Origin of the sequence: Pseudomonas sp. 2725 (genome assembly GCF_050434585.1) — a bacterium.
GTDB classification, from domain to species: Bacteria; Pseudomonadota; Gammaproteobacteria; order Pseudomonadales; family Pseudomonadaceae; genus Aquipseudomonas; species Aquipseudomonas jessenii.
Genome location: NZ_JBNDIV010000010.1, coordinates 138,130 through 152,375 on the forward strand (window position 1 = coordinate 138,130; position 14,246 = coordinate 152,375).

Below are 14,246 nucleotides of genomic sequence, written 5' to 3' on the forward strand. Positions count from 1 at the left end.
AGTGAAGTGCCAATGCTAGCGGATTAGGACTTGTTCAGCTCGCCGTAAAGCTCGGGGCGGCGATCGAGGAGGTAGCGATTGGCGGCGCGGGATTCGACCATCAACTGACGATCCAGCTCACCGACAATCAATGCTTCATCCAGGCCTGCCTGGGCGATACGGCTGCCATCCGGTGCGGCGATGCTGCTCTGGCCGCAATAATGGATGTCGCCTTCATGGCCGCAGTAGTTGGCGTAAGCCACATAGCATTGGTTCTCGAAGGCGCGGGCGCGCACGGTGACATCGGCGACGAAATCGAACGGAATCATGTTCGCAGTCGGCACCAGGATCAGCTCGGCACCGGCCAGGGCCAGGCGTCGGGCGTTCTCCGGAAATTCCAGGTCGTAGCAGATCAGGAAACCGAGCTTCCAGCCGTTGAGCTCAACGATGGGAAACTCGTCGGAACCTGCGCTGAACATCGAGTGATCCAGATCGCCGAACAGATGGGTTTTGCGGTAGTTGCAGACGCGCTCGCCGTCAGCGTCGATCAACTGCACGGCGTTGTAGATCTGTCCGTCCTCGGTGCGCTCGGGATAGCCATACAAAATGGCGATCCCGGCAGCCTTGGCAATGCGCGCAACCTGCTGCGCCGACTCACCGTTGTACACCTCCGCCAGCACGCTGACGGCATCGACGCCGATGTTGTAGCCAGTCAGGAACATCTCCGGCAGCACCAGCAGATCGGCGCCTTTTGCCTCCAGCGCAAGCTGCTGCAAGCGTTGCAGGTTGCCGGCGACATCCAGGGGCAGCGGCGGACATTGGTAAAGGGCTACGCGCATTTCGGATTCCTCTTACTCGGGCAGGGCGATCGGTCCGATCTCGTTGAACACATCTCCTGGACCCGGATTCTCGGCGTGAGTTGCACCGCCGAAGTGTTTCATGATGCCCCACACCGCGTTGAGCGAGGTCTGTACCGCGCCCTCAACCCAGGCCGGCGTCCACGAAACGTCGTCGCCGGCGATGAAGATGCCGCGCTGTTCGGCTGGCATGTCGTCCTGCATGAAGTGGGCGTACATGCGCTGGTTGTAGCGGTAGTGGCCGGGCAGGGCGCCTTTGAACGCGCCGAGGAAATGCGGGTCGGCTTCCCACGAAACGGTGATCGGGTCGCCGATGATCCGCGCGGCGATGTCGACTTTCGGGTAGATCTTTTTCAGTGCATCCAGCGCCAGTTTCACGCGTTTTTCCACCGGTTGGGGCAGCATTTTCAGCGCGTCGCTCATCCACGAGTACGACAGGCAGATCACCCCCGGCTTGTCGTCGCCGTTGTCGAACAGATAAGTGCCACGGGTCAAGCGATCGGTGAGGGTCATGCTCATCAGGTCGCGGCCGGTTTCCGGATCCTTGTCCTTCCAGAACGGGCGGTCGACCATCACGAAAGTCTTCGACGACTGCATGTAGCGGGTGCGGTCCAAAGCCATCCACATTTTTTGCGAGAACAGGGTTTCGTCGCATTCGATCTGGGTGGTCAACAGCCAGCTCTGGCAGGTGGTCAGCACCGCGGCGTACTCGCGGGTGTCGCCCCAGTTGTCGGTGACGGCGAAACGGCCGCCCGGCGCGTGGGCAATCTTCTTCACGCCGGTACGCGGTGCGCCGTTGTGCAGCGAGCTGAGGCTGGTGCCGACCGGCCAATGCGCGCAACGCTCCGGCACATGGCGCCAGATGCCTTGTGGCACCTGTTCCACGCCGCCGACCACCAGGTGCTGGTGGTCGTCGCAGTTGGTCATCACCACGCGGAAGATTTCCAGCATCGAGTTCGGGAAGTCCGAATCCCAGCCGCCGGTGCCGAAACCGACTTGGCCGAACACTTCACGGTGATGGAACGAGAGCTTGGCGAACGCCTTGGAGGTGGCAACGAAGTCGTAGAAGGTGCGGTCGTCCCACAGCGGCACCAGGGTGTTCCACAGTTCCTTGAGGCGTGGTACGTCGCGGTCGCGAATGGCTTGCTGGATATCGGAGAACTGCGAGCCGGCTTCCAGGGCATCGGCCCAGGCGTCAGCCACTTCCTGGAACAGTGCAGGAAGGTCCGACAGCTTCTGTGCGTAATGGGTCTGACCTTCGAGGTCGATCACCGTGCTGCCCGACGCGGGCGTAAGCGGGTTGGGAAAAGGTTTGGTTTCCAGACCCAGTTTGTCGACGTAGTGATAGAACGCGGTTGACGACACCGGGAAGCGCATCCCGCCCAGTTCGGCAACGATGCCTTCGGCGCCATTGAATGCCTGGGAGCGCAGACGGCCACCCATTTTCGAAGCTTCGTAGACGACCGGTTTCAGGCCCAGCTTCATCAACTCATACGCCGCCACCAGGCCGGCGATCCCGCCGCCGACAATCGCCACTTCGGCACCGTGATTGTGCTCGGGAATACTGCCCAGCCCGGCCGGGTGTTCGATCCAGTCGTCGAAGGCGAAAGGAAAGTCCGGGCCGAAAATGGTGACTGGTTTTTTACCGTCTGCAGGATGGCGATTGTTCTTGTTCATGGCTGACCTTGCTGGCGACCCGACGCGCAATGCGCATCTGAGTATAGGAAAAGATGCCAGCCATTCTAGAGAGCACGGAACACGTTAATAAGACGCAAAGTGTCGTCATTTTGCTATTTGTTTGATCGGTATGACGATCTATCAATACACACTGACCACTGTGGGAGCGGGCTTGCCCGCGAAGAGGCCAGCTCTGGCACCCAAAAAACTACAGGCAGAAACTCAAACCGGCTGCCCCCGATCAATCTTGCTGCTCAAGATGATCGAAGTCGTGGTCTTCTCCACCCCATCCACACTGCCAATCTGGTCCAGCAACTGATCCAGTTGTTCCGGTGAATCGGTGCGCAACCACGCCACATAATCAAATTCGCCACTCACCGCACACAACTGCTGCACCTGCGCCATCGCGCTCAGGCGCCGCAGCACCTCCTTGCCGGAGCGTGGTTGCACGGTGATCCCCACATACGCCTGCAACCCGCCATCCACCACCCGCTGCCCGAGGCGCACGCCGTAGCCGGTGATCACCTTGGCCTTTTCCAGCCGCGCCAGGCGCGAAGTCACAGTGGTGCGGGCAATGCCCAATTGCCGGGCGAGCATGGCCACGCTCTCGCGGGCGTTGATCTGCAGGGCGGCAATCAGTTGGCGGTCGATTTCATCGAGAACAGGCGTGCGAGTGTCAGGCAAGGGTTATCTCCAGCGGCATGGATCAGTGCGCAAGCATGTTACAGGCAGATTCTGCAGGACGCTCGCGACGGAGATTTGATCTAGCCTCAATACCGTTCATGACATTTTTGCCTGCGACAAATTGCCATAAGTAACTAGGTAGTACATTATTCCGCCCTTGTCACAACTGGGGAAAAATTCCGACATGAACAATTCTGGGGCTGCCGCCGGCAGTAAATGGTTGCTGGCGGGGCTGGGTGTGCTGATTGCACTGATCGGGCTCGGCCTAGCCGGTGGCGGTGGCTATCTGATCGCGCTGGGTGGCAGTCGGTATTTCCTGCTGATGGGGCTGGCGATGCTGGCGTCCGGGTTGATGATTGCCCGGCGCAAGCCGCTCGGCGCCTGGCTGTATGGTGTGGCGTTGGTCCTCACTGCGATTTGGGCCGTTTGGGATGCGGGCCTTGAATACTGGCCGCTGGTCTCACGGATACTGACCTTTGCCGTGATCGGTCTGGTTGTGGCGCTGATCTATCCGACCCTGGTCCGTGCTTCGGGCGCGACCGGCGGGCGTGGCGCTTATGGTCTGGCTGGCATTTTGGGTGTCGCAGTCGTTGCGACGATGGCCTACATGTTCGTGCCGACCCACGTGGTCAAGGCCACCACCGAACCCGCGGTAACGCCGGTCACTCCGGGCACCGAACAGAAAGACTGGGCGCACTGGGGCAACACTACCGCCGGTAATCGCTTTGCGGCCCTGGACCAGATCAACAAGGGCAACATCGACAAATTGCAGGTCGCCTGGACCTTCCGCACCGGCGATATTCCGCAAAGCACCGGTGCCGGCGCCGAAGACCAGAACACTCCACTGCAAATCGGTGACACCGTCTACACCTGCACCGCCTACGGCAAAGTCTTCGCCCTGGATGCCGACACCGGCGCCCAGCGCTGGAAGTTCGACCCGCAAGGCACCGCGCCCAACTGGCAGCGTTGCCGTGGCCTGGGCTACTCCGAAACCCCGGTGTCTTCGGACAATCAGCCAACCGCCTGTACGAAACGTCTGTTTCTGCCGACCGGCGACGCGCGTCTGATCGCCATTAACGCCGACACCGGCAAGCCCTGCGAAGAGTTCGGCAACAAAGGCACCGTTGACCTGACCACTGACATGGGCGAAGTAAAGCCCGGTTACTACCAGCAAACCTCAACCCCATTGGTCGCTGGGGACGTGGTGATCGTCGGTGGTCGCGTGGCCGATAACTACTCCACCGGCGAACCGCCGGGCGTGGTGCGTGCCTACGACGTGCGCAGTGGTGAGCTGGTATGGGCATGGGACCCGGGCAACCCGAACACCACCAAACGCCCACCGGCCGGCGAGACTTACACCCGTGGCACGCCGAACGTCTGGTCGGCCATGTCCTACGACGCCAAGCTCGGTCTGGTGTACCTGCCGACTGGTAACGCGACGCCAGACTTCTTCGGCGGCCAACGTACCGAGTTCGACGACAAGTGGAGCTCGTCCATCGTCGCTATCGATGTGAAGACCGGCCAGGTACGCTGGCACTTCCAGACCACTCACCACGACCTGTGGGACTTTGACCTGCCGGCACAGCCACTGCTGTACGACGTGCCGGACGACAAGGGCGGCACCCAGCCAGCCCTGGCGCAAGTCACCAAGCAGGGCGAAATCTTCCTGCTAAACCGCGAAACCGGCGTGCCTATCGCCCGCGTCGAAGAGCGCCCGGTGCCGCAAGGCAAGGTTCCCGGCGAACGCTACTCGCCAACCCAGCCGTTCTCGGTGGACATGCCGTCAATCGGCAACAAGACCCTGACCGAATCCGACATGTGGGGCGCCACGCCGTTTGACCAGTTGATGTGCCGCATCCAATTCAAAGGCATGCGCCATGAAGGCGTCTACACCCCGCCGGGCATGGACCGCGCCCTGCAATTCCCCGGCTCGCTGGGCGGCATGAACTGGGGCAGCGTCTCGGTTGATCCGAACACCCACTACATGTTCGTCAACGACATGCGCCTGGGCCTGGCCAACTACATGATCCCGCGCGATAAGATCAAAGCCGGGGCCAGCGGTATCGAAATGGGTGTGGTACCGCAGGAAGGCACGCCGTTCGGCGCCATGCGCGAGCGCTTCCTCTCGGCGGTCGGCATTTCGTGCCAGAAACCACCGTTCGGCACCATGTCGGCCATCGACCTCAAGACCCACAAGCTGATGTGGCAAGTCCCGGTCGGCACCGTGCAAGACACCGGCCCGCTGGGCATCCGCATGCACCTGCCGATCCCGATCGGCATGCCGACCCTCGGCGCATCGCTGGCCACCCAGTCGGGCCTGCTGTTCTTCGCCGGCACCCAGGACTTCTACCTGCGCGCCTTCGATACCGGCAACGGCAACGAAATCTGGAAGTCGCGTTTGCCAGTGGGCAGCCAGTCCGGGCCGATGACTTACGTATCGCCGAAAACCGGCAGGCAGTACATCCTGCTGACGGTGGGTGGTGCGCGGCAGTCGACCGATCGTGGGGATTATGTGATTGCCTATGCTTTGCCCAAATAAGGTGATGTAGGAGCGAGCTTACTCGCGAAGGTCGTGAACGATAACGCGTGCTGTCTGAATGGGCGCGGTGCTTTCAAGTCCATCGCGAGCAGGCTCGCTCCCACATTGCGCGGGGCATCAGGATGGACAGCGACCGTCACTCGTAGTCGAATGCGAGAACGAAGGTTCCGAGGCAATGGATATGACGAGGAAGATGCCCCCCGCAGTACGAGATCATGCCCTGCAGATCGCCCACCACGAAATGGGCCACTACGTCGTGGCCCGCGCCCTGGGGTTTGAAACGGGCGGCGTGACCCTGACGGTGACTATGGATCTGCGGCACCAGGGAGGGGCCTGCATTACGCTGGTGCGCCCAATTTCGTCGATGGAAGCCATGAAGGAGCATCTGGAAGCCCGGATGATGGTGCTCCTGGCTGGCGCAATGGCGCAGACACTCCCTTCAAAAACTTCAGCCGCCAAACGCGTCGATAAGCCGAAAGCCACAGCCATCCTCAAAGGCGAGCAGGGGGCTGAACAGGATTACGCAAAAATCAGGGAGCTTCAGCATCTGCTGCGCAATATCACTTGCCCCGATACCGATCCCACGTCGTCTGAGCAGATAGCGGCGGAGCTTAAAGCGATGACAGATCGGGTTTGGATTCGGACTCAAGGAATTATCGAAGATCAGGCCGGGACGATTGCCGAATTGGCGGCGACATTGGTCGACGGCATGGTGCTCGTTGAGCAATGGGGGCGGGGGGCGGATACGTATGAGGTGGTGTTGACGGGGCAGATGCTGGAGCGACTGCGGGTGGTGCAGGCCATCCCTTCGTTGCGTGTTTGGACTGACAGTTGCAGTGATGCCGTTCAGCACTGGAAATAACGAAGGGTCGAAGCGTTACTTGCTCGCGAGCATAGCGTCTTGCACCAATGGCAACAGTGCATCAGTTGCCGCCAACAGTTCGGCAAGAAGGGTTTCGTCCACATCCATATAACCTTCGTACTCAGCCAGATTGCGGCGCTCGTGACAAAGTGCGAACAGGCGTACCTGGATTTTGTTCAGACCGAGAGTATGTACAAGGCACTGAAATACCAGATAGCGGCGGTCGGAGCGAAAACCCTGCAGACGCATGGCCGTCAGTGCCAGGGCATGTGCGGCGTTGTAGGCGAGGTCGAAGCGACTGGCGAAGGACAGGGCCGAACTGTGGGCATCCTTCAAGCGGTCCGTGGCCGATCTCAGCAGCCCTTCACATTCCTTGCGATCTGGCGGTTCGGCTTTGAGGCCGCCGCTACGCACCAGGTTTTCCAGATTTTCGTTACTGCCCATCGGCTACCTCTGCTGGATTGTGGCCAATCAAATCAATTTTGTCCTGTTGTTCAACCCGCACTACAAAGCTGTTGCCGGCCGCCTTCTTGGTTTGCCAGTCGACCAGTGTGTAGAGCGTTGGGTTAATGGTGCGGCCAAGCTGTTCCTCTACGGGCAGTACCCGTTCCATCAAGTCGCTGTAACTGAGATTTTCACCAATCAGCATCAGGTCAATGTCACTGCCTGCGTGCTCGTTACCCTTGGCAATGGAGCCATAGATGAACGCCCATACCAACTGATCATTCAGCGGAGTCAAGGCCGCACGCAGCTGCTCTGCAATGCCAAAAGTCTTACGCACTATCCCAAGCAGTTCTGCATAGATGGGGCACTCAGGGTTGGCTTGGTAGTGCGTCTGATTACCCCGTCGACTCATGGTGAGAATGCCTGCGCTATGCAGACGCTCCAGCTCACGCATCAGGCTGCCCTTGCCGACCTGCGCCCAGCGGGATATTTCATTGGCATAGAAGCTCTGATCCGGTTTGCCATACAACATGCCCAGCACTTTTTGCTGGGTGGCAGTAAAGAGAGCATCGCTTAGCGGGATGGCAGGCATGGTCGGTTCTATAAGTCCCAAAAAGGGAACGATAGGTCCCTTTTTGGGAATTATCAACTTTGCCGTGATTATGTGTTTTTCGATGGGTCTGCTTCCTTTCTCATTTGAACAGGCCGGCGCGTCAGCACCTTTACCACATCATCAATCACCGCTTTGCTCATCGTCGTCAGGTAATGCGCGGCCCAGGCGTGGCGGTCGGAGTCTTGGGAGTAGGCGGCGTCCACGATGAGGGACTTGGCGAGGAACAGCAGGTCGGAGGCTTGGGCCAGAGCGTCGGCGATGGGGACGTTGCGGCAGACGTGGAACAGAGGTTGATCCGAGAGGTACGGGAAGGGTGTGAAGCCGGCGGTTTTCAGGTCTGAGGGTGCGGGTGAATCTGCTTCAGTCATGGTTTTACTCCTGGGTTCTAGGAGCCGCCACAATCGTTTCCAAGCGAATGGGTGACGGCTGTACGCAGGTTGGAAAACCGGGAACCTAGGAACCGGCACGCCCGAAGGCGTCCCACGCACAGCCGTCATAACTCAGGATCACACAATACAAGCAATCGTGATGAGGGCGCTGTTGCGGCTAGAGTTCGGCGGGTTTCCAAGCCCGATCGCTGAATGGTCAGCGACGTCCGGAGACTATCCCGTCGAAGAAAAGGGCAACAAGGCGGCAAAGTGCCCAAATAGAAGATTCGGAGTTTGCCTACAAGGTCTGCGGGCGTCATCCGATAAAGCGAGAGCTTAAGTAAACAAAACTAAACGCCAGGCACGAAAAAGCCGCGCATTGCGCGGCTTTCTTGTTTGGTGGGCCCACACGGACTTGAACCGTGGACCAAAGGATTATGAGTCCTCTGCTCTAACCAACTGAGCTATAGGCCCTCAGTAGGTCGCGGATTATAGCGACGGTTTTGCGACTGTGCTATCCGAAAAAGCCTTTACTGCTGTACGAAGAAACGTTGCGGCAAATTCGTCGGGGGGTAGGGGCAGGCTGACGATGTAGCCCTGGATTTGTTCACAGCCTTCGGCGGCGAGGAATTGCTGTTGCGCGTGGGTCTCGACTCCTTCGGCAATCACGGTGAACTGCATGCTGCGTCCGAGGGCGATGATGGCGCGGACGATCGCCGCGTCGTGGGGATCGTCCGGCAGGCCGCGGACGAAGGACTGGTCGATCTTGAGGATGTCCAGCGGCAGGCGCTTGAGGTAACTCAAGGACGAGTAGCCGGTGCCGAAGTCATCGATGGCCAGTTGCACGCCCAGTTGTTTGAGTTGATGCAATACCGCCAGCGCTTCCTCTGCCTGGCTCATGATGAAGTTTTCGGTGATTTCCAGTTGCAGGAAACCGGGGTTGAGACCGTTGTCCTTGAGCAACTGTTCGATGCGACCCAGCAGGTTGGGTTGGCGTAGTTGGGCACCGGCCAGGTTGACCGACAGCGGGCCGGGATTTTCGTACAGCCGGTGCCATTCGGCCATCTGCCGGCAGGCGGTTTCCAGGACCCAGTCGCCGATTTGCAGGATCATGCCGTTTTCTTCGGCCAGCGGGATGAAGTGTTCCCGGGGTACGTCGCCAAAGGTCGGATGGTGCCAGCGGATCAGGGCTTCGGCGCCGACCAGGCTGTAGTCTTCGAGGCTGATTTTCGGTTGGTAGCACAGGCGCAACTCGTTGCGCTCGATGGCACGGCGCAGTTCGTGTTCCAGCGCCACGCGTTCGCTGGCCTGGGCGGTGAGGTCACGGGTGTAGCTTTCGACACGGTTGCGGCCCTTGGCCTTGGAGCGGTACATCGCGGCGTCGGCGTTCTTGATCAGTGTGGCAACGTCGCAGCCATCCTTCGGATAGAGGCTGGTGCCGATGCTGGCGCTGATGAAAAACTCGTGTTCACCGGCCTGGAACGGCGCTGCGAAACAGTTGAGCAGTTTGGTGGCGATGTGGTCGGCATCGCTGGATTGTTGCAGGCCCGGCAGCAGGATAATGAATTCGTCACCCCCCAGGCGCGCCACGGTGTCGATGTCACGCAACTGTTCCTTGAGGCGCACGGCAATGCCCTTGAGCAGCAGGTCGCCGACCGGGTGGCCGAGGCTGTCGTTGATGTGCTTGAAGCGGTCGAGGTCGAGGAACAGCACCGCGCCCTGGCCGCCGTTTTCCTGCTGGCTGTTGAGCGCCGTCAGCAGACGGCTTTCGAACAGCGTGCGGTTCGGCAGGCCGGTCAACGGGTCGTGGTGTGCCTGGTAGTCGAGTTTGGCCTGGGCGTGCTTGAGGCTGGAAATGTCGGCGAACACCGCGACAAAGTGGGTGATGAAGTTCTCCCGGTTGCGCACGGCACTGATGGTCAGCCAGCTTGGATACAGCTCGCCATTCTTGCGTCGGTTGGAAATCTCGCCTTGCCAATGGCCTTCGGCGGTCAATTGATGCCACATGGCCGCGTAGAACGCGCTGTCATGCAGGCCCGAGGCGAGCAGGCGTGGCGTGTGGCCCAGGGCTTCGCTTTCGCTGTAACCGGTGATTTCGGTGAAAGCACGGTTGACCGCGCTGATGTGCTGTTGGGTATCGGTGATCAACACGCCTTCGGCGGTGCTTTCGAACACGGTGGCGGCCTGTTGCAGTTTTTCCTGCATCAGGTGCCGCTCGGTGATGTCCCGGGCGATGGTCAGCATGCAGTCGTCATCGCCAATCGGCAGTGGACGGCTGGATACTTCACAGAGTCGGATCTGCCCGTCGCTGCGGCGGATATGGCAGCTGAAGTCGCGGACAAAGCCATCGCGGCGCAGCAGATCGAGCATTTGCTTGCGTTCATTGAGGTTGACCCAGATCCCCAGGTCCAGCGCCGAACGATCCACCGACATGGCGCTGTTGAACCCGGTGATGCGGCTAAAACCGTCGTTGACCTCCAACAGCAAGCCATCGCTTTGCCGTGACAGCAGCAAACCGTCGGGGGAGGCGTGGAAGGCCTTGGCGAACTTTTCTTCGGATGTTTGTAGCTGTTGCTGGGTTTCCTTGAGTTGGGTGATGTCCCGCACCACAACCACCAGCGCCGGTGTCATGTCGAGGTCGAACGGTTCGGCGGAGATCAGGCCGGTAAACACCTGGCCGTTGCTGCGGCGAAAGGGCATTTCCAGGTTGCGGATGCTGCCGGCCTGCAAGCGTTGCAGCAGGCCCGGCCCGACACCGGGAATCCCCCAGATGTTCAGGTTGGTGGCGGTCTGGCCAATGACGTCCTCGGCCTTGAGGCCGATTTGCTCCTCGAACGCTTCGTTGACCTCCAGCAGGCAACCGTCGCTCAGGCGCGCGATCACCAGAATGTCCGGGCATTGCTGGAACACGGAGGCAAATTTCTGTTCCGACAGGCGCAGTGCTTCTTCAGTGCGCTTGGCGTCGGTGATATCGATCATCAAGCCGCGCAGCACCGGCTCATGCCCGTGCTCGATCAGGCTGACGATATCTCGCACCCACAGGCAGCGGCCGTCGGCGGTGATCACCCGGTAATCGAGGCGGTGATCGCGCCCGGCCAGTACTTCGTGATCGCAGAAGGTCTGGGCTCGGGTCAGGTCGGCGGGGTGAATGATGTTGCGCCAGAAGCCTGGAATCAGCCAATGGGACAGGGGATAACCGAGAAGGTCTTCGGCGTGGGGCGATACATAGCTGTAGGTGAAGTCCGTGACTTTTGCTTCCCAGGCGATTGCCGACAGGCTCTCCACCAGGCCGCGGTAGTGGTATTCGCTGCTGCGCAGTTCCTGTTCAAGGTCGACCCGGCGGGCGATTTCCGAGCTCAAGCGGCGGTTGATGCGGATAACCACCGCCAGCACAGTAGTCAGCAGCAGCAATCCGGGCAGGCCGTATACCAGTAAGTCACTCCAGAAAGTTCGATGATCGAGGACGTTACCGACCCAATGCTCCTGAATGGCGCTGATTTCTGCCGGGCTCATGTCCGCCAGGACTTTGTCGAGAATGCCGACCAGCATTTTGTTGTTGCGGGGTACACCCATGGCCAGTTGATAGCGATAGGGTGTTTCACCGCTGACATACAACCCATCGAGCTTGAGTTGGCGCAGGCTCCAGACGCTGGAAGCCAGATCGCCTACCACTGCGTCTACTTCGTCGATGGCCAGCGCCTGCAGCGCCGAACTGACGTTGGGCATCGCCACAAGGTTCAAGTCGGGATGGTGGGTGCGCAGCAGTTCGTGGGGGGCGTAGTTTTCCACCACGGCGATTTTCAGGCCGTACAGGTCTTTCAGGTTATGTGGCTGAGGGCCCCCGACATGGGCCAGGATGACAATCGGAAAATCCAGATAGGGGCGGGTGAACGACAGGTAATTCTGGCGTTCCGGGGTCGACATGATGCCCGGCAGCAGGTCCAGCTTGCCCTTCTTGGCCTGTTCCAGGACGGCGGTCCAGCTCACCGGCTCGATGGGCGTGAGCCGGGTTGCCAGCCTTTTGCGGATGACCTCAATGTAATCCGCGGCAAGGCCCTGGTAGCGGCCCTCATCGTCACGAAACTCGAAGGGCGGCCATGACGCATCGACACCCAGGCGCAATTCCGGGTGAGCCGCCAGCCAGCTACGTTCTTCGTCAGTGAGAGTCAGCGCGCCAGCCGTTGCGGTCCAGGTCATCAGCGACAGCAAAAAAAGCACGGTCGGCAGTCTGGGCATAACGGTCTCGTTATGGCTCGGGGGAATGTTTCGAGTGTAGACGGCTACAGGGCGGAGGGGGGAAGCAGGGGGATTTAATCTGTACAAAGCAAAACCCCCGGCCTGGGCCGGGGGTTCTGTGATCACTCGTCGAGGAAGGAGCGCAGATGCTCGCTTCTCGTCGGGTGGCGCAGCTTGCGCAGCGCCTTGGCTTCGATCTGACGAATCCGCTCACGGGTCACGTCGAACTGCTTACCAACCTCCTCAAGGGTGTGGTCGGTATTCATGTCGATACCGAAACGCATGCGCAATACCTTGGCTTCACGGGCAGTGAGGCCGGACAGTACTTCGCGAGTCGCTTCTTTAAGGCTCTCAACGGTTGCAACATCGATTGGCGACTGCATGGTCGAGTCTTCGATGAAGTCACCCAGATGGGAGTCTTCGTCATCACCGATCGGGGTTTCCATGGAGATCGGCTCTTTAGCGATCTTCAATACCTTGCGGATCTTGTCCTCAGGCATTTCCATGCGTTCGCCCAGCTCTTCCGGGGTCGGTTCGCGACCCATTTCCTGCAACATCTGGCGGGAAATGCGGTTGAGCTTGTTGATCGTCTCGATCATGTGCACCGGAATACGGATGGTGCGGGCCTGGTCGGCGATCGAGCGAGTGATCGCCTGACGGATCCACCAGGTGGCATAAGTCGAGAATTTGTAGCCGCGACGGTATTCGAACTTGTCTACCGCTTTCATCAAGCCGATGTTGCCTTCCTGGATCAGATCGAGGAATTGCAGGCCACGGTTGGTGTACTTCTTGGCGATGGAGATCACCAGACGCAAGTTGGCTTCAACCATCTCTTTCTTCGCGCGGCGGGCCTTGGCCTCACCGATCGACATGCGACGGTTGATGTCCTTGATCTCGGCGATGGTCAAACCGGTTTCGGTTTCCAGCGCGGTCAGCTTCTGCTGGCAACGGATGATGTCCGGCTGCAGACGACCAATGGCTTCAGCGTATTTGCCTTTGCCTTTGGCCAGGGCATCACTCCAGCTTTCGTCGACTTCGTTGCCCGGGAACTGGCGCAGGAAATCGGCACGCGGCATGCGCGCATCACGAACGCAGAGCTGCATGATTGCGCGCTCTTGCTGACGCAGGCGATCCAGGGCACTGCGAACACGCTCGACCAGGCCTTCGAATTGCTTCGGCACCAGTTTGATCGGCATGAACAGCTCGGCCAGGGCCAACAGCTCGGCAATCGCTGCCTTGTTGTTGCGACCGTGCTTTTTCAGCGCCTTGCGGGTGATTTCCATCTGATCGGCCACAGCGCCAAAACGCTGTGCAGCGATGATCGGATCCGGACCGCTTTCGGCTTCTTCCTCGTCATCGGAGGCTTCACCCTCTTCGTCGTCGGAATCGTCATCCGCCTTGACGGCTTTCGCGTCAATCGGCGGCGGCACTTCTGCCGCAGGCGGCGCGATGCCGTCGTCCGGGTCGATATAACCGCTCAGAACGTCGGACAGGCGACCACCTTCGGTGGTGACGCGGGTGTACTCGGAGAGAATATGATCAACCGTGCCAGGGAAGTGCGCGATTGCGCTCATCACCTCACGGATGCCCTCTTCAATACGCTTGGCGATTTCGATTTCGCCTTCACGCGTGAGGAGCTCCACCGTACCCATTTCGCGCATGTACATGCGCACCGGGTCGGTAGTGCGACCAATGTCGGTCTCGACCGCAGCCAACGCTGCAGCGGCCTCTTCGGCTGCGGCTTCGTCGGTATCGGCGTCGGCCAGCATAAGGGAATCCTTATCTGGCGCAACCTCGAATACGTTGATCCCCATGTCATTGATCATGCGGATGATGTCTTCCACCTGTTCCGGATCTGAAATATCCTCCGGCAGGTGGTCGTTGACCTCCGCGTAAGTCAGGTAGCCCTGCTCACGACCAAGTGTGATCAACTCTTTGATACGAGACTGCTGTTGCGCTTTTCCGGACATAACACCCTATCCACTGA

The 14,246-nt window shown here is 59.8% G+C and carries 10 protein-coding genes and 1 tRNA gene; 2 read left to right on the forward strand and 9 right to left on the reverse strand.

Annotated features, from left to right (window positions below):
- Window positions 1-23 precede the first annotated feature (23 nt).
- The 3 genes from ABIE16_RS25960 to ABIE16_RS25970 all read right to left on the reverse strand — a co-directional run bounded on the left by ABIE16_RS25960 (window position 24) and on the right by ABIE16_RS25970 (window position 3,197).
- Entirely contained in the window at window positions 24-818 is a 795-nt protein-coding gene (locus ABIE16_RS25960) for a carbon-nitrogen hydrolase family protein (protein WP_429522206.1), read from the reverse strand.
- Window positions 819-830: 12 nt separating this feature from the next.
- The gene (locus ABIE16_RS25965) at window positions 831-2,513 is read right to left on the reverse strand and encodes a flavin monoamine oxidase family protein (protein WP_154861035.1); all 1,683 of its coding nucleotides are present in this window, start codon (window positions 2,511-2,513) and stop codon (window positions 831-833) included.
- Window positions 2,514-2,735: 222 nt separating this feature from the next.
- Window positions 2,736-3,197, reverse strand: coding sequence for an Lrp/AsnC family transcriptional regulator (locus ABIE16_RS25970; RefSeq protein ID WP_046039454.1), 462 nt, complete (start codon window positions 3,195-3,197; stop codon window positions 2,736-2,738).
- Window positions 3,198-3,381: 184 nt separating this feature from the next.
- Between ABIE16_RS25970 and ABIE16_RS25975 the strand changes: the two genes are divergently transcribed.
- Both ABIE16_RS25975 and ABIE16_RS25980 read left to right on the forward strand, forming a co-directional pair.
- The gene (locus ABIE16_RS25975; RefSeq protein ID WP_429522207.1) at window positions 3,382-5,736 is read left to right on the forward strand and encodes a glucose/quinate/shikimate family membrane-bound PQQ-dependent dehydrogenase; all 2,355 of its coding nucleotides are present in this window, start codon (window positions 3,382-3,384) and stop codon (window positions 5,734-5,736) included.
- A gap of 181 nt (window positions 5,737-5,917) precedes the next feature.
- A complete protein-coding gene (locus ABIE16_RS25980; protein WP_429522222.1) occupies window positions 5,918-6,598 on the forward strand; it encodes a peptidase M41 in 681 nt (226 codons plus the stop codon).
- A gap of 15 nt (window positions 6,599-6,613) precedes the next feature.
- Here the strand turns inward: ABIE16_RS25980 and ABIE16_RS25985 are convergent, their stop codons facing one another.
- The 6 genes from ABIE16_RS25985 to rpoD all read right to left on the reverse strand — a co-directional run bounded on the left by ABIE16_RS25985 (window position 6,614) and on the right by rpoD (window position 14,229).
- Window positions 6,614-7,042: a hypothetical protein gene (locus ABIE16_RS25985; RefSeq protein ID WP_057713048.1), complete on the reverse strand. Its 429-nt coding sequence runs from the start codon at window positions 7,040-7,042 to the stop codon at window positions 6,614-6,616.
- The gene (locus ABIE16_RS25990) at window positions 7,032-7,634 is read right to left on the reverse strand and encodes a nucleotidyltransferase domain-containing protein (RefSeq protein WP_057713049.1); all 603 of its coding nucleotides are present in this window, start codon (window positions 7,632-7,634) and stop codon (window positions 7,032-7,034) included. Before ABIE16_RS25990 ends, ABIE16_RS25985 begins: the two co-directional genes overlap by 11 nt.
- 68 nt (window positions 7,635-7,702) lie before the next feature.
- Window positions 7,703-8,023: a DUF3077 domain-containing protein gene (locus ABIE16_RS25995; protein ID WP_349736343.1), complete on the reverse strand. Its 321-nt coding sequence runs from the start codon at window positions 8,021-8,023 to the stop codon at window positions 7,703-7,705.
- A gap of 397 nt (window positions 8,024-8,420) precedes the next feature.
- Window positions 8,421-8,497 (reverse strand) — tRNA-Ile (locus ABIE16_RS26000).
- 15 nt (window positions 8,498-8,512) lie between these two features.
- Window positions 8,513-12,259: a bifunctional diguanylate cyclase/phosphodiesterase gene (locus ABIE16_RS26005; RefSeq protein WP_150814000.1), complete on the reverse strand. Its 3,747-nt coding sequence runs from the start codon at window positions 12,257-12,259 to the stop codon at window positions 8,513-8,515.
- Window positions 12,260-12,381: 122 nt separating this feature from the next.
- On the reverse strand, window positions 12,382-14,229 hold the full coding sequence (gene rpoD, locus ABIE16_RS26010) for an RNA polymerase sigma factor RpoD (RefSeq protein ID WP_057713062.1): 1,848 nt from the start codon (window positions 14,227-14,229) through the stop codon (window positions 12,382-12,384).
- Window positions 14,230-14,246 lie beyond the last annotated feature (17 nt).